Below are 15,374 nucleotides of genomic sequence, written 5' to 3'. Positions count from 1 at the left end.
CCGCCGCCGCTCACCGGGCCCGTCCTCCCGGTCGGCCACCCGCCCGGGCAGCGGCGATCATCTCGCTGGTGGAGCGGCCGTCCAGGTACGGCACCACCACCGTGTTCCCGCCCCAGCGGTGCAGGATCTCCGCCTCCGGCAGGTCCGGCCCGTCCGCACCGGTGCCGTAGTCACCGCCCTTGACCCAGATGTCCGGGCGCAGCCAGGACAACGCCGCGTGCGGAGTCGACTCGTCGAAGATCAGTACGGCGTCCACGCAACCGAGGGCGGCCAACAGGCGGGCCCGGTCGGCGTGCCGGACCAACGGCCGGTCCGGCCCCTTCAGCCCGGCCACACTGTCGTCCGAGTTGACGCACACCACCAGGCAGTCCCCGAGTTGCCGGGCCGCCTCCAGCGTCGCCACGTGCCCGGCGTGCAGCAGATCGAAACAGCCGCCGGTCGCCACCACCGTGCCGCCGGCCGCTCGGACCCGGGCGACCACGTCACCGGCGGCCCGGGCGCCGATCCGGTCACTCCAGCCCACCGCCGTGACCGGCACCGCACCGGAACGGTCCGGAATGCGGGTCCGTCCCTGCCCGGACGACCCGGACGGGGCGCGCCCCGCCGCGCCGGGCCGAATCGTGCCGGCCGACGTCGACGCCGACGGCTTACCGGCCGCCCGTACCGGCCCGGGCGCTGACCCGCCCACCGCTGGCGCCGACGTGGACGCCTTGCCGGCCGGTCGCACCGGTCCCGCGACCGAGGCGGCGGGCACGGCGGCCGCGACGCCACCGTCGGCCACGTACCCGGAGGCCTCGGCCACCGCCTGCTGCACCGCCTCCGAGACCAGCGCCCCGTCCGCCAACGCCAACGTCGCCGCGGCGGCGAACCGGTCACCGGCACCGCAGGTGTCACCGTCGGCGCAGGTCGGCGAGGAGACGGCCAGCGGCGTGGCCCCGGCGTGCGAGAGCAGGGCGCCCTCACCGCCCAGGGTCACCGCCACCGCACCGACCCGCCACCGCTGGCGGAGGGCCTGGGCACACCGTGACGCGATGGCGAGCCGCGAGCCGCCGCCGGTCAGCCCGGCCAGTTCCCGCGCCTCCACCTCGTTCGGGGTGGCCAGTCGTACGCCGGGCACCGCCGCCGGTCCTCTCGGATGTGGATCCCAGACGATCGGTGCGGTGGTGTTCGCCAGCGCCACCCGCAGGGCCGGCAGTCGGGCCACCCCCCGGCCGTAGTCGCTGACCAGGATCCCCGCCGCACCGGCCAGCAACTCCAGTACGGCGTCGCTCGGCTCACCGGGCGGCCCGGCCGGTCCACCCCGGTCGTGGCGCAGCAGCACCCGTCCCCGGGTCCGCAGCCGGATCTTCTCCGGGGTGGCACCGGGCAGCGGAAGCCCGTATATCTGCACCCCGGCGGCGGTGAGCAGTTGACTCAGCCGGGCTCCCCCCTCGTCGTCGGCCAACGCCGTGACGAGGGCGACCTCGAACCCCCGCCCGGCGGCGAAGAGCGCGGCCAGTCCCGCCCCGCCGGGCCGGTCGACGCTGTTGTTCTCGTCCAGCACCGGGACCGGTGAGTCCGGGCACAGCCGGTTCACCACGCCCTCCACGTCCCGATCGAGCAGCGTGTCGCCGACGACCACCAGTTTTCTGGTCACGGCCCCTCCTCGCTCCGGTGAAGGTCCAGCGTTCCCGGTACCCGCAGCACGAGTTCGTCCTCGACACCGGACGGCCGTACCTGCCCGGCGCCGGAGTGCTCCGGGGCCGGTCCGGGACGGGCCGGAGCCGAGCCGGCGTACGGGGTGGCGGCGGGGAGGCGCTGGCCGGTGCCGTACCCGCCGGCCGGGCCGAACAGCACCGGCAGGTACGCGTCGACGTAGGCGCAGAGCACGTGCGCCGAGACCAGGTGCAGCTCCTGTACGACCTGGGTGTCCTGCGACGGCACCGCGAGGACCTCGGTGCAGGCGTCGGCGAGCGGATTCGGGGTCGGGCCGGTGAACGCCCAGCACCGCATCCCCAGTTCCCGGCCGGCGCGCGCGGCCCGGACCAGGTTCGCGCTGCGGCCACTGGTGGAGAGCAGCAGCAGGATGTCCCCGGAACGCCCGTGTGCCCGTACCTGCCGGGCGAATACCTCGTCGAAGCCGTAGTCGTTGCCGATCGCGGTCAGCGACGAGGTCTCGGCGCAGAGCGCGATCGCGGACAACGGTGCCCGGTCGTCGCACAACTTGCCGACCAGTTCGGCGGCCAGGTGCTGGGCCTCGGCCGCGCTGCCACCGTTGCCGGCGACCAGCAGCCGACCGCCGCCGGCCAGCAGTCGGGCCAGTTCGTCGCCCCAGCGGTCGAGCCGGCCCGCCTCCGTCCGGTACGGCAGCAGCGTCGAGGCGAGTCCGGCGAGGTGGCTGTCCAGCACATCCGTCGACCCGGTCATCAGGCGACCACCCCGCTCGGCCGCCGTACCTCGCTGACTGCCGCGTAGACGGCGGCGATCTGGTCTGCGGTCCGGGTCCACGAGTACCACCGCCGGGCCCGGTCGAGGGCCGCACCCGCGTACGCGAACCGGCGTACCCGGTCGGCCAGCAGGTCCCGGACGGCGGTGCCCAGGGCGGTGGGATCGCGGGGCGGCACCAGGTCGCCGGTGCTGCCGTCCACGACCGTGTCGGTGAGCCCGCCGACCGCGGTGCCGATCACCGGTACCCCGCACGCCATCGCCTCCAACGGGGTGAGCCCGAACGGTTCGTACCAGGGAGCGGCGACGAGCACGTCGGCGGAGCGGTACCAGTAGGGCATCTCCTCGCGCGGCACGGCCCCGATCAGCCGTACCCGGTCGGCCACCCCGACCTCCTCGGCCAGCGCCCGTAGCCGTCGCACCTGGGGGTCGTCGTCGACCTCACCGGCCGGCGGTCCGCCGACCACCACGCACTCGGCGTCCGGAATCATCGGCATGGCCTGGATCAGGTCCTGGTAGCCCTTGCGCTCCACCAGCCGGCCCACGGTCAGGATCCGGGGCCGACCCGGTGCCCGGGGCACGGCCGGGCCGTCGGGCGAGAAGGTCTCGTCGTTGACCCCGGACGGGATCACCGTCATCCGGGCCTGCGGCACACCCATCCGGACCAGTTCCCGGACCTCGTCCTGGCTCTGCGCGATGACCCGGTCCACGGCCCGGCCCAGGGCCCGTTCGTAGCCGACCCGCCGGGCCGGGCTGGTGTCCATCGCGCCCTGGTGGCGCCGCTTGACGGTGCCCAGCGCGTGGTAGGTCTGCACGACCGGGATCCCGGTCTGCCGGCCGGCGGCGATCCCGGCCAGCCCGCTCATCCAGAAGTGCGCGTGGGCCACGTCGGGGACCCAGCCGTCGCCGCGCCACTGTGCGACCAGCCACCGGCTGAAATCCTTCATGTACGGCAGCAGTTCGTCCTTGGCGATCGGCTCCGGCGGCCCGGCGGGTACGTGCACCACCTCGACGCCGTCGCGCATCCGTACCGCGGTCGGCCCGGCCGCGTCGTCCCGCCGGGTGTATACCCGGACGTCGTGCCCGGCGTCGGCGAGTGCGGCGGAGAGTTCGGCCACGTGGGTGTTCTGGCCGCCGGCGTCCTCGCCGCCGAGCACGGCGAGCGGGCTGGCGTGCTCGGAGATCATCGCGACGCGCATAGTTCCTCCTCCAGCAACCGGTCCCAGTCCGCCAGGAACCGGTCCAGGCCGTAGCGGGCCTGCGCCGCCTCCCGGGCCCGGGCACCGGCCCGGCGGGCGGTCGCCGGCTCCTCGACGAGCCGTCGGGCGGCATCGGTCAGGGTGTCGATCCGGGTGGAGAGCGCTCCGGCGTCCGGCGGTACGGCCGCGACGGCCTCGGTCGCGGCGAGCACGACCACCGGCATGCCCATCGCCATCGCCTCGATCAGGCTCAGCCCCAGCGAGGTCCACCGGCACAGGTGCAGGTAGGCCCGCCGTCGTCCGATCTCCGCCTGCATCCGGCTCTGCGGCAGGTCGTCGTAGACGGTCATCCGGTCGGCCGGCAGCCCCAGCCGGTCCGGCAGTCCCGCCACACCCATTCCGAAGACGTCGAGTGGAGCGATCTCGGCGAACCGGGGCAGCAGGTCGGTCCCGGTCACCCGCCACCGGCGGACCGGTTCGTTGACCACCACCGCGAGCCGGTCCAGCTCGCCGGTGTAGTGCGCGGTCGGTGCCACGATGCCGTGCTCGACCACGGCCGTCCGGGTCCCGCCGGTGTCCCAGTACAGCGCGTTGAAGTGCGTGACGTGTGCGATCAGCAGGTCGTCGCGGTCCGCCATCGGGTGCCGGCTGTTCGGCACGTCTCCCTGCTTCGGCGTGTTGTGCTCGACGAAGATCGCCGGTACGTCCCGGCCGACCCGCCGGCCCAGCCACTCGGCGGCCAGGTCGAGTTCCTCCGGCCGTTGCAGGATCACCAGGTCGACATCCGCGTCGGCCAGCTTCTCCGGGGACACCTCGTCGACCGTGTCCGGCCACTGGTAGGTACGCGCCCGACCCAGCCCGTACGGGCCGCGGTCCGGGGTGACCGGGACGAGGTACCGGTGCTTGCCGTGCACGAATGCGGTGGTCCAGGATCCGTGCACGTGCCAGAGCAGGATGTTCACGGTCGGACCTCCCGGACGGCGGACCGCGTCGGTCCGGCGGGTGCCACCAGGCCGCCCGAGGTGCCGCTGCCGGTCATCGCCGGAGTCGAGCCGGCGCTACCCGCAGTGGCAGCCGCGGCCGGCGCTTCGACCAGCGCGGCTGCGACGGCCGGAACGGCAGCACCGAGCAGCCGGACCGCCTCGACCACCTGACGGGGATCGATCTCGGACAGGCAGGGATGGCCGGGCACCGGACAGGCGGTGGCCCGGCTGTTCCGGCAGCCGGCGTCGGCGTCGCCGAGGCGCACGGTGGGCACCCGGTACGGCCCCCACTGTCCGAAAGGGACCGTGGGCGCGAAGAGGCTGACCACCGGGATGCCCAGTGCGGCGGCCAGGTGTGCCGGGCCGGTGTTGCCGACCACCAGGCAGCCGGCCCGCGCGATGATCCCGGCCAGCCCGGTCAACGAGGTCTGTCCGCCGAGGTCGATGCCGGTGCGTCCGGCGACCTGCGCGGTCAACGCCCCCTCCCCGGGTCCACCGGTGACCACCACCCGGTGCCCGGCGGCGGTCAGCGCCCGGACGAACTCCGCACAGAGTTCGGGTGGGCAGGCCCGGGCCGGCACCGACGAGCCGGGATGCACCACCACGTAACCCGGTTCGGGAAGTTCGTCGCCGGCCGGCTCGGTGTGCGGGCCACCGGACCCGACCGCCGGTCCGGCGTGCGGACGGTCGGCCCCGGCGACCGGTCCGGCGTGCGGGCCACCGACCCGGACCGCCAGCGGAGCCTCATCGGCGGGCAGCAGCCGAAGCACCGGCTCGTCGCCGGGAGGCAACCGGAACCCGGCCGCAGCGGCGAGCGACAGCGCCCGCTCGGTCTCCGGGATGCCGGGCGGTACCCGGTGCCGTACGTCGAGCAGCGATCCGGGATAGTCCTCGCTGATCGCCGAGATCCGCTGCACTCCGGCCATCCTCAGCACCAGCGCGAGCGGCAGCGCGGACTGGTGGAACGAGGTGAACAGCACCGCCTCGTCCGCGCCGACCCCGGCCAGCCGGGCCGTCAACCGGTCCACTTCGGCCCGGTCGATCCGCTCCGGTTGTGGGTCGATCCAGGGCAGCCGCCACTCGATCAGTTCGTCGATGCCGGGCAGCAGTTCGGCGGCGGCCCGGCCACGCGGTCCGCAGAGCATCACCACCCGGTCCGCGCCGGCCGCCACGGCCCGGATCGCCGGACCGGTGACCAGCACGTCCCCGGCCGAGTCCGGTCGGGCGACCAGCACGCAGCGGGGGCGCCCCCGTGGGACGTCCCCGGGTCGAGCGGCGTCGGCCAACCGGTGACGGTGGAGAATCAGGTCGACCGCGTCCCGCAGATTCCCGGCCACCGCGGGTGCCGCCGCCACCTCCTCGGCCCGGGTGACGGGCGTGGGGACCAGTATTCCGCTGGCCCCGGCCGCGCTGGCCGCCGTCATGTCGGTACCGATGTCGCCGACCACGACGCACCGGCTCGGGTCCGTACCCAGCGCCCGGGCCGCGTCCCGGATCAGCCCTGGAGCGGGTTTGCGGCAGCGGCACGATTCCGCGCCGGGGTCCGGCTCCGCGTGCGGACACACCTGCCAGGTGTCGAAAGGGCCCAGAATCGCGTCGACCCGGGCGTTGACCCGGGCCAGATCGGCGGCGGTGAACCGGCCGCGTGCGATGCCGGACTGATTCGTCACCACCCCCAGGCGCAGGCCGGCGGCCCGAAGCCGATCCAGGGCCTCCCGCGCGTCCGGTATGGCACGGACCCGGGTCGGGTCCCCGTTGTACGGCACGTCGTACACCAGGGTGCCGTCCCGGTCGAAGAGCACCGCGTCGAACAGACCGGGCCTGGCCCACACCCCGGCCGGGCCACCGTGCGGTGCCCCTGACCTGCACTGATGCGGGTCGACCTGGTCGTTTCGCACGGCGGGCGGGTTCCCTGGAGCAGGAGGAGTAAACATCACCTCCGGGCGGCCGGACGGGCACGGCGGGTACGCCCGGCGTCACCCACCGGGCGGCGCTCCCGCCCGCGACACCGGATCCTCGTCCTCATACCCCGGGCCCGTCCCGATATCCGGCCCGGAACCGGGCGCTCCCGGGCAGCTCCGGGCGGTACGCCGCCCCTGGTGGATCGATGGAGGAAGCCGTTGTGGCGTGCCGTCCGAGGGGGCGGTTGGTTTGCACCGTTCGGCCCGTGTTGTGGCCCACGCTCTGCGTCAAGTTACGCTTTGCCCCTGACCGCTGTCGGCCAACCGAGGATGCCCCGATGATCGAACCCGTGCAGCTGCCCTCCCCCTGGCGGGATGCTCGCCTGACCGTCGTCGTTCCGACCTACAACGAAGCGGGGAACATTCCGGTGCTGGTCGAGCGGCTGCTCGCCCTGCCGCTGCCCGGGCTCAGCATCCTGATCGCCGACGACAACTCCCCGGACGGCACCGGCGAGGTCGCGGACAAACTCGCGATCGAGCACCCCGACCGGATCCAGGTCGTACACCGACCAGGCAAGGAAGGGCTCGGGCGGGCGTACGTCGACGGCATCAGCCGGGCGCTGGACAGCGGGGCGGAGTACGTCGCGCAGATGGACGCCGACCTGTCCCACCCGCCCGAGGCGCTGCCCGGCATGCTCGGCTCGCTACTGTCCACCCGGGCCGGTGTGGTGATCGGCTCCCGGTACGTACCCGGCGGACAACTCGACGAGGCGTGGCCGCTCTACCGGCGGGCACTCAGCGGGTGGGCGAACTTCTACGTCCACACGCTGCTCCAGGTACGCATCCGGGACCTGACCGCCGGTTTCAAGATCTGGCGGGCCGACGCCCTGCGCGACATCGGCCTGGAGCGGGTCCAGTCCAACGGATACAGCTTCCAGGTCGAGATGCACTACCTGGCGACCAAGCTCGGGCACACCATCCTGGAGGTGCCGATCCGGTTCCAGGAGCGCATGGACGGCGACTCGAAGATGACCACGGCGACCAAGATCGAAAGCGCGCTGATGCCGTTCAAGCTGCGCGGCCGGCACCGCAACATCACCCGGACGGACGGCAGGTCGACGACCTTCCCGCATGGCCCGGTGGCCCCGGCGCCGACCCCGGGTGCCCCGGCAGGATTCCCGACGATCCCGGCTGCCCCGGCGACCGTCCCGGCTGACGTACCGTCGGTCACGGCAGAGGCCCCCACGGCTACGACGGAGTCCCCCACCGTCACCGAGAAGACCGCCACGCTCACGCAAGATGATCCCACAGTCACGGCAGCGACCCCGACGCCCACGACACAGGCCACCACGCTCGCGGAACAGGCCCCGACGCCCACGACACAGGCCGCCGCGCTCACGGAACAGGCCCCGACGCCCACGACACAGGCCGCCGCGCTCACGGAACAGGCCCCCAGGGTCACGGAACAGGCCCCCGCAGTGACGGCGCAGCCCTCGACGGTCACCGACGCGACCGCCACCGCCACCCAGACCGGAACGGCGCCTGGAGAGACCTCGGACGCTCCGGCACGTCCGACGACGAAGCGCCCGGCAACGAAGCGCCCGACGAAGCGGGCGGCCCCGAAGCGGACAGCCCCGGAGCAGACACCCGCTGAGCAGACGACCTCGGAGAACAAGTCCGGCACAGCGGACAAGCCGTCCGTACCGACGAGCCGGACGACCAAGCGCCAGCCGAGGGCGCCGAAGGAGCCGGCGGGCTGATCGTCAGACCGTCAAACCACAGGTGTTAAGAAGGGCCCCTTCTTATGCAAAATGCGATAAGAAGGGGCCCTTCCTTTCACTCAGGGGTAGATGGCGCGGTGGGCCGCCGACAGGGCGGCGGCGTACGCCCGGCCGGTGAGGGCGCGGTCCCGGGCCAGTGCGGCCCGAGCGGCATTCGCCCCGGGGCCGCCGTGCACTCCACCGCCGGGATGCGCCGACGAACTGGCCAGGAACAACCGGTCGACCGGCGTGTCCGCCCGGCCGAGACCGGGCACCGGGCGCAGAAAGAGCTGCTGGTACGCGGCGGACGTACCCCCGCCCAACGCCCCGCCGACCAGGCTCGGGTTGCCCGCCGCCAGCTCGGCCGGTCCGGCCACGTGCCTGCCCCGGACGAGCTTGCCGAACCCGGGTGCCGCCTGCTCCAGTACCGCCTCCACCGCCGCGACCCGCTCATCGATCTCCTCCGCCGACCAGTGCCGGCGGAACGGCAGGTGGGTGTACGCCCAGAGTGACTCCGTGCCCGCCGGCGACCGGCTCGGGTCCGCCACACTGAGCTGACCGGCCAGCACGAACGGGTCGGCGGGCAGTTCGCCCCGGTGCAGCGCCGAGGCGTACCGGCTGAGACCGTCCAGGTCGGCGCCGAGGTGGACCGTGCCGGCGCCAGCCACCTCGGGATTGCGCCACGGCACCGGGCCAGCCAGCGCCCAGTCCACTTTGACCGTGGAGCCGTCCCAGCGGAAGTGCGCCAGATCCTCCACCAGCCGGGTGGGCAGCCGGGCGGCGCCGACCAGGTCCAGGAAGAGTGCCGGGGCCGGTACGTCGGCCAGCACCGCGCGACGGGCCCGCCACAGTAGGCCGTCCGCCGAGCGGGCACCCATCGCCCGGTTCCGGGCGACCAGTATCCGATCGACCGGGGTGCGGTAGTGGATCCGTCCGCCGCGCTCCCGCAGCCGGGCGACCAGGGCGTCGGTGATGCGTTGTGCGCCGCCGACCGGCACCGGCCAGCCGACCTGCTGACCCAGCATCGCCAGCAGCCAGCCGTACACCCCGGAGCCCGCCTCGTCCGGGGACAGGTCGGTGTGCAGCGCGCAGCCCGCCATCAGGGCCGTTGCGCCCGAGCCGGCGAACAGTTCGGCACCCAGTCGGCGGATCGGCAGGACCAGGCGACGGGCCATCCGCAGCGTTCCCGCCGTACGCAGCCGGCGGGCCAGTGCGAGTCCGCCGCGTACCGGCGGGAAGGGCGTGAACAGCGCGGCGAGCAGGGGATCCGAGATCTGCCGCCATTCGTCGTACGCGGTCAGCCACCGCTGGCCGTCGCCGGCCCCGAACCGCTCGACGGAGGCGGCGGTCACCTCCGGATCGCGGTGGAGCAGCACGGCCCGGTCGTCCGGAAACAGGTGCGCGAGTACGTCCGGCGCGTGCCGCCAGGCCAGTCCGTAGCCGTCCAGCTCCAGCCCACGCAGCACCGGCGAGGCGTATCCGAGCGGGTAGAAGGCGCTGTAGAGGTCGCTGAGGTAGCCGGGGGCGGTGACCTCGGCCGACCGGACGGCACCACCGGGGTCGGCGGTCGCCTCCAGCACCAGTACGTCCCATCCGGCGTCCGCGAGCAGGTTCGCCGCGACCAGGCCGTTGTGCCCCGCGCCGACGACGACCGCGTCGGCGGTGTCCCCGACGATCACCATCCGTGCACCCTATCGGGTCCATCGGTTGGCCGCAGTCGGCCGGAAGTGGTCCACCGATGGACTGCTCGTGACGCAGGGTTACCGTTCATGCGGCGCCGGCCGATCCCCGGTCTGGATAGGATCGGGTACCCCCACCCTGTCCCCGGAGGCGTAGGCAGCCATGGCCAGCCCGGAACCGCCACAGCCGCAGCAACCCACCTCTCCGGCGGGACCGCCGCCCGCGCAGCGCGATCACGGCGTGCCGCCGCCGGCCGGACACGCTCCACCGCCGGCCGGACACGCTCCGCCGCCGCAGCCGTCCCCGGGCTACGACACACCGCCGGTTCCACCGCCGGGACACGGTCCCGCACCGCAGTGGTACGGGTCGCCCCCGCCCGCCGTACCTGGCGGGTACGGTCCGCCAGCCGGATACGGTCAGCCAGCCGGATACGGTCAGCCGGGATATCCGTACCCGGGGCCTCCGGTGACGGCCCAGCCGGCGCCTCCGGCCCGGCGTACCGGGCTGATCATCGCGATCGTGGCCGGTGCCGTCGCGCTGCTGCTCCTCCTCGTCTGTGGCGTGGGCGTCTTCCTCTGGTACCGGCTCGACGGCGGTGGCGGCGGCCGTGACCTGTCGGCGGTCGTCAACTACCGCGAGACGAACCCGGATGCGCTCGGCCGGGAGCACCAGCCGGACGGGTCGACCATCTCGTATCCGATGCGTCCGCCGGCCGGCGGTCCGCACTACAACCGGTGGCAGAACTGCAACGGCGACATCTACCCCGAGCCCATCGAGGAGGGCAACGCCGTGCACAGCCTCGAACACGGCGCGGTGTGGATCACGTACCGGGAGGGCCTCTCGCCGGACGAGGTGGAGCGGCTCGCCGAGCGGGTACGCGGGCAGACGTACATGATGATGAGCCCGTACCACTTCCTCGGTTCCAAGGTGACGCTGCAAGCCTGGGGCTACCAGCTCATGGTCGAAGACGTCGACGACGAGCGGATCGACGAGTTCATCCGGCAGTACCGGGAAACCGCGACGGTCGAGCCCGGCGCGACGTGTGGCGGCGGGATCACCACCACCACCAGGTAGGGCGGCACAGGTGGAGGCGGCCTCGGGTGCATCCGCTACTCGGCGACAAGTGGGTGAAACGGGATAGTTTGGCCGGGCTCAACCCGGGCAAACTGCCCTCCATGTATCGGGTCCAGCAACTGATCGGCGGGGTGTGGGGCGCGGACGGCGACGCGGGGCGGCTGACCGTGCTCGACCCGGTCGACGGCACACCGGTGAGCGCGGCGCCGGTGGCCACCGAGGCGGAGGTCGGTGCGGCGGTCAAGGCGGCCCGGTCGGCGGCGCCCCGCTGGGCCCGGACCTCACCGGCGGAGCGGGCGGCGGCGCTGCGCCGCGCGGCGGACGCGATCGAGGCGGTCGCCGACCAACTCGCCGAGGCCCAGACCGCCGAGTTGGGACGACCACTGGCGCTCGCCCGGGGCGGGGTCGAGGCCGGCGTGTCGACCCTGCGCCAGTACGCCGAACTGGGGCCGGTACGCGGCGGCCGGAGTCTCGCCGGTGACGCCGGGGCCATCGACCTGATGGTGCCCCAGCCACGGGGAATCGTCGCGGTCATCACGCCGTGGAACGATCCGGTGGCGGTCTCCTGCGGCCTGCTCGGCGCTGCCCTGGTGACCGGCAACGCGGTCGTCTACAAGCCGAGCGAGCGGAGCCCGGCCTGCGGCTTCCTGCTCGCCCGGCTGCTCGACGAGCACCTGCCGTCGGGAGTCCTGTCGCTGCTGACCGGGGACGCACGGGTGGGTGCCACCCTGGCCAGCCAGGATGTCGACGTCGTCGCCCATGTCGGCTCGACCGCCACCGGTCGCTCCATCGCCGCCGCCTGCGCCCGGACCGGTGCCAAGGCGCTGTTGGAGAACGGCGGCAGCGACCCGCTGATCGTGGACGGCGACGTCGATCCGCGCTGGGCCGCCGAGCAGGCCGCAATCGGCGCGTTCGCCAACTCCGGGCAACTCTGCGTCTCGGTGGAGCGGATCTACGTACTCCGGCCCATCGCCACCCGGTTCCTCGGTGCGCTGGTGCAGTCCGCCGGCTCCATGCGGGTCGGGCCGGGCCGGGATCCGCGTACCGAACTGGGACCGCTGGTCGACCGGCGGCACCGGGACCACGTGGACAGCCACGTCCGGGCGGCCGTGGCGGACGGCGCGTCGGTCCTGCTCGGCGGGGAGGTGCCCGACGGGCCGGGTGCCTTCTACCCACCGACCGTGCTCTCCGAGTGCACCGACCAGATGCTGGTGATGCGGGAGGAGACCTTCGGACCGGTGGCCCCGGTGATGGTGGTGGAATCGTTCGACGAGGCCCTCTCCCGGGCGTCGAACTCCCAGTACGGCCTGGCGGCGACCGTACTGACCGCCTCGATGAGCAACGCACAGCGCGCCTGGCGGGAGCTGCCGGTCGGCACCGTGAAGATCAACGCGGTCTTCGGGGGCGCCCCGGGCGGTGCGGCCGAGCCGCGCGGAGGCAGTGGCCAGGGCTTCGGATACGGCCCGGAACTGCTGGACGAGTTGACCGCCACCAAGGCGGTGCACATCGGCGCGCCGGGCGGTGAGAGCGGACGGTGGTGAGTCGGCCAGGCAGTGGGGGCGGACGGTGCTGAGTCGACCGCCCACCCCGGATCCGCCCGACCGGCCGTCCGGGATCACCGCCGGTTCCGGCCCTTCTCCCGGGTCCGGCTCTCACCGGTGCTCCGGGCGTTCGCCTTCTGGATCGCGCCGACGAGTTCGGCCTTGGTCATCCGGGACCGGCCTCGCACGTTCAACCGCTTCGCCACGTCGAGCAGGTGTTCCTTGGGTGCGTTGGCGTCCACCCCACCGGCGGTCGGTGCGCGGCGTGCCGGCCCACCCCCGGCGGCCTGGGCGTCGCTCGGGCCCTTTCGGCCCTTGGGCTCCCAGTGGTCGCCGACCTTCTCGAACGAGTGCTTGAGCGAGGCGAACGCCGTCCGGTGCGATCGCTGACCCTCGCCGTACGTCTCGACCGCCGAGTCGTGGGTCTTCGCCCACGTGTCCTGGGCCTTCTCCGGCGAGCGTCGCAGGGTGCTCGGCAGAACCTCGCGTCCGGGCATGATCTTCCTCCTCCGCCATCGGTGCTGCCTGGACTGGTTCGGTTTCCCGGCCCACCGGCGACAAACCCGGCTCGCCCGTGCTCACCGCGCGGAACGGCGCTGGCGTTTGTCCGGTTCCCGCCCGGGGTACCGGGCACCGCAACCCCAGCCGAGTCGAGGGGGGATCCGTCCGACGCCCGAGGCGCGAACGAGGCGCCGCCGTGCGGAGCCGACATCGCCCACGGCTGACCCGCCACCGACGAGGGAGCCAGCATGGCGTCGACCACGGATCCGGCCCCGCAGGTGGGCGATCGCGACCATCACTTCCCCGGCCACCTGCGACAACTGCACTGGTCGACCTGGCGGGGCGTGCTGTTCCGGAGCGTACGGAACTTCGTGTCGGACAACTGTGCCGACTGGGCCGCCGCGCTGACCTACTACGGCGTGCTGGCGCTGTTTCCGTCCGCGATCGTGATCGTCGCGCTGGTCGGCCTCGTCTCGAACGGCGAGGAGACCATCCCCACGATCGCCGGGTTGGCGAAGGACGTCGGGGCCGGTTCGGTGGTGGCCAACGACGCGGTGCTCAAGGTACTTCGGGACGTCGTCAACAGCGAGTCGGCGAAGGTGCTGTTGAGTTTCGGTCTGCTGGCCGCGCTCTGGTCGGCCTCCGGCTACGTCGGTGCGTTCACCCGGGCCTCCAACGCGATCTACGGAGTCGCGGAGGGACGGCCGTTCTACCGGCTGCGTCCACTGCAACTGGGCCTGAGCGCGATCGCGTTGCTCCTGCTCGCCGTGGTGGCCGCCGGCCTCATCGTCAGCGGGCCGGTCGCCCACGCGGTGGGTGACGCGCTGCACCTCGGCGACGCTCCCCGGACCGCCTGGACCGTGGCGAAGTGGCCCGTGCTGGTGGCCATCATGATGCTGCTGCTCTCGCTGCTGTTCTGGATCGCGCCCAACGTCCAGCAGCCCCGGTTCCGCTGGCTCACCGTGGGCGGCGCGGTCGCCCTGTTCTCCTGGGCCGTCGTATCGGCCGGTTTCGGGTTCTACGTGTCCCGGTTCGACTCGTACAACGTCACCTATGGCAGCCTCGGCGCGATCATCGCCTTCCTGGTCTGGCTGTACCTGTCGAACTGTGCCGTGATGCTGGGCGTGGAGATCAACGCCGAGTTGCAGCGTGGTCGCGCCATCCAGGGCGGTGCCGAATCCCCGGTGCAGCCGGCGCTGCCGCCGAAGTCGCCCGCCGGCTCCTGATCCGTCCGATGGCCGTCGAATGTCCCGGTCGGGACCGACCGATCGCCGGGGTGTGCGGCACCGGAGACCGGTTTAGCCCGATCCACCTCGGGTAGCGCAATAGGCATGGAACGTGGCAACAGCAAGCACGGCCCGCGTCTCGACGAGGAGATGGACCGGGAGGTGAGGGGCACGGTGCACGGCACCGCCGGAGGGCGGGCCGAGGAGTGGCGTGAACCGGAGCCGTCCGGCGAGGACCAGCCCGCCTCGACCAGGGCGCCCAGCAACGACACCCGCTCGGGGGCACCGCTGGGCATGACCTCCGAGGAGGTCGAGCAGCGTAGCCGGCTGGGCCGCTTCATCCCGTTGTCGGCGCTGCCGGGTGACCGGGAGAGCCTCCGTCGCAGCGCGGCGGGGAACGAGGCTCCGGACGACGTGCTCGCCCAACTGGACCAACTGCCCCCGGGTACCCAGTTCCAGACCGTGTCCGAGGTGTGGGCCGCCCTCGGACACGCGAACGAGACCCAACGCTGGTGACGCGAAACCGACTCGCCAGACGAACGGCCGTGGGAACACAGCGGCCGGACGAGAAGGAGGATGTCAGATGAGTGGCGTGACCAAGTCTGTTGACGTTGCGGTGCCGATCCGGACCGCGTACGACCAGTGGACCCAGTTCGAGGACTTCCCCCAGTTCATGGAGGGCGTCGAGGAGGTCCGGCAGATCTCGGACACGATGACCCACTGGAAGGTCGCGGTCGGCGGAGTCAACCGCGAGTTCGACGCGAAGATCACCGAACAGTTGCCCGACGAGCGGGTGGCCTGGACGTCCACCGACGGAACCCGGCAGGCCGGGGTCGTGACGTTCCACCGGCTCGACGAGAACCACACCCGGGTCACCGCGCAGATGGAGTTCGAGCCGCAGGGGGTCACCGAGAAGGCCGGCGACAAGCTCGGGCTGGTGGACCGGCGGATCTCCGGCGACCTGACCCGGTTCAAGGAGTTCATCGAACGGCGCGGTACCGAGAGCGGCGCCTGGCGCGGCACGGTGGCGCGGCCCCAGCCGTAGTCCCGCGAAGCGAACCGAAGAAGCGAACCGGAACCTGCGG

General features: G+C 73.0%; 11 protein-coding genes and 2 pseudogenes. 6 read left to right on the top strand and 7 right to left on the bottom strand.

Features of this window, described 5'->3' with window-relative positions; translation table 11 throughout:
* Positions 1–10 precede the first annotated feature (10 nt).
* The 5 genes and pseudogenes from ACFP2T_RS44010 to ACFP2T_RS43990 all read right to left on the bottom strand — a co-directional run.
* Positions 11–1,636, bottom strand: a complete 1,626-nt coding sequence (locus ACFP2T_RS44010) for a PfkB family carbohydrate kinase (protein ID WP_377433090.1) — start codon at positions 1,634–1,636, stop codon at positions 11–13.
* Positions 1,633–2,406, bottom strand: coding sequence for a D-sedoheptulose-7-phosphate isomerase (locus ACFP2T_RS44005; RefSeq protein ID WP_377433089.1), 774 nt, complete (start codon positions 2,404–2,406; stop codon positions 1,633–1,635). Before ACFP2T_RS44005 ends, ACFP2T_RS44010 begins: the two co-directional genes overlap by 4 nt.
* Positions 2,406–3,623, bottom strand: a complete 1,218-nt coding sequence (locus ACFP2T_RS44000) for a glycosyltransferase (protein ID WP_377433087.1) — start codon at positions 3,621–3,623, stop codon at positions 2,406–2,408. Before ACFP2T_RS44000 ends, ACFP2T_RS44005 begins: the two co-directional genes overlap by 1 nt.
* Positions 3,608–4,585: a glycosyltransferase gene (locus tag ACFP2T_RS43995; protein WP_377433086.1), complete on the bottom strand. Its 978-nt coding sequence runs from the start codon at positions 4,583–4,585 to the stop codon at positions 3,608–3,610. The genes ACFP2T_RS44000 and ACFP2T_RS43995 overlap by 16 nt, the downstream gene beginning before the upstream one ends.
* A 122-nt stretch (positions 4,586–4,707) precedes the next feature.
* A pseudogene (locus tag ACFP2T_RS43990) lies at positions 4,708–6,504 on the bottom strand (HAD-IIIA family hydrolase); the annotation flags it as partial.
* A 341-nt stretch (positions 6,505–6,845) separates the two neighbouring features.
* On the opposite strand from ACFP2T_RS43990, the pseudogene ACFP2T_RS43985 reads away from it, so the two are divergent.
* Positions 6,846–7,610 (top strand): annotated as a pseudogene (locus tag ACFP2T_RS43985) (polyprenol monophosphomannose synthase); the annotation flags it as partial.
* Positions 7,611–8,347: 737 nt separating this feature from the next.
* Here the strand turns inward: ACFP2T_RS43985 and ACFP2T_RS43980 are convergent.
* Complete coding sequence (locus tag ACFP2T_RS43980; RefSeq protein ID WP_377433084.1) at positions 8,348–9,949, bottom strand: phytoene desaturase family protein; 1,602 nt, start codon at positions 9,947–9,949, stop codon at positions 8,348–8,350.
* A 463-nt stretch (positions 9,950–10,412) separates the two neighbouring features.
* Between ACFP2T_RS43980 and ACFP2T_RS43975 the strand changes: the two genes are divergently transcribed.
* Together ACFP2T_RS43975 and ACFP2T_RS43970 are read left to right on the top strand one after the other, a co-directional pair.
* Positions 10,413–11,021, top strand: coding sequence for a DUF3105 domain-containing protein (locus ACFP2T_RS43975; protein ID WP_377433083.1), 609 nt, complete (start codon positions 10,413–10,415; stop codon positions 11,019–11,021).
* A 101-nt stretch (positions 11,022–11,122) separates the two neighbouring features.
* Complete coding sequence (locus ACFP2T_RS43970; RefSeq protein ID WP_377433081.1) at positions 11,123–12,562, top strand: aldehyde dehydrogenase family protein; 1,440 nt, start codon at positions 11,123–11,125, stop codon at positions 12,560–12,562.
* A gap of 74 nt (positions 12,563–12,636) precedes the next feature.
* On the opposite strand, the gene ACFP2T_RS43965 is transcribed toward ACFP2T_RS43970, so the two are convergent.
* Entirely contained in the window at positions 12,637–13,059 is a 423-nt protein-coding gene (locus tag ACFP2T_RS43965) for a ChaB family protein (RefSeq protein WP_377433079.1), read from the bottom strand.
* A gap of 252 nt (positions 13,060–13,311) precedes the next feature.
* On the opposite strand from ACFP2T_RS43965, the gene ACFP2T_RS43960 reads away from it, so the two are divergent.
* The 3 genes from ACFP2T_RS43960 to ACFP2T_RS43950 all read left to right on the top strand — a co-directional run bounded on the left by ACFP2T_RS43960 (position 13,312) and on the right by ACFP2T_RS43950 (position 15,334).
* The gene (locus tag ACFP2T_RS43960; RefSeq protein WP_377433078.1) at positions 13,312–14,289 is read left to right on the top strand and encodes a YihY/virulence factor BrkB family protein; all 978 of its coding nucleotides are present in this window, start codon (positions 13,312–13,314) and stop codon (positions 14,287–14,289) included.
* Between the two features lie 105 nt (positions 14,290–14,394).
* Positions 14,395–14,805: a DUF2795 domain-containing protein gene (locus ACFP2T_RS43955; RefSeq protein ID WP_377433076.1), complete on the top strand. Its 411-nt coding sequence runs from the start codon at positions 14,395–14,397 to the stop codon at positions 14,803–14,805.
* 67 nt (positions 14,806–14,872) lie between these two features.
* On the top strand, positions 14,873–15,334 hold the full coding sequence (locus ACFP2T_RS43950; protein ID WP_377433074.1) for an SRPBCC family protein: 462 nt from the start codon (positions 14,873–14,875) through the stop codon (positions 15,332–15,334).
* Positions 15,335–15,374 lie beyond the last annotated feature (40 nt).

Origin of the sequence: Plantactinospora solaniradicis, from assembly GCF_042658085.1 — a bacterium.
Lineage (GTDB): Bacteria > Actinomycetota > Actinomycetes > Mycobacteriales > Micromonosporaceae > Plantactinospora > Plantactinospora solaniradicis.
Note: the sequence above shows the minus strand (reverse complement) of the source record. Positions and strands in the feature narration are given on the sequence as shown.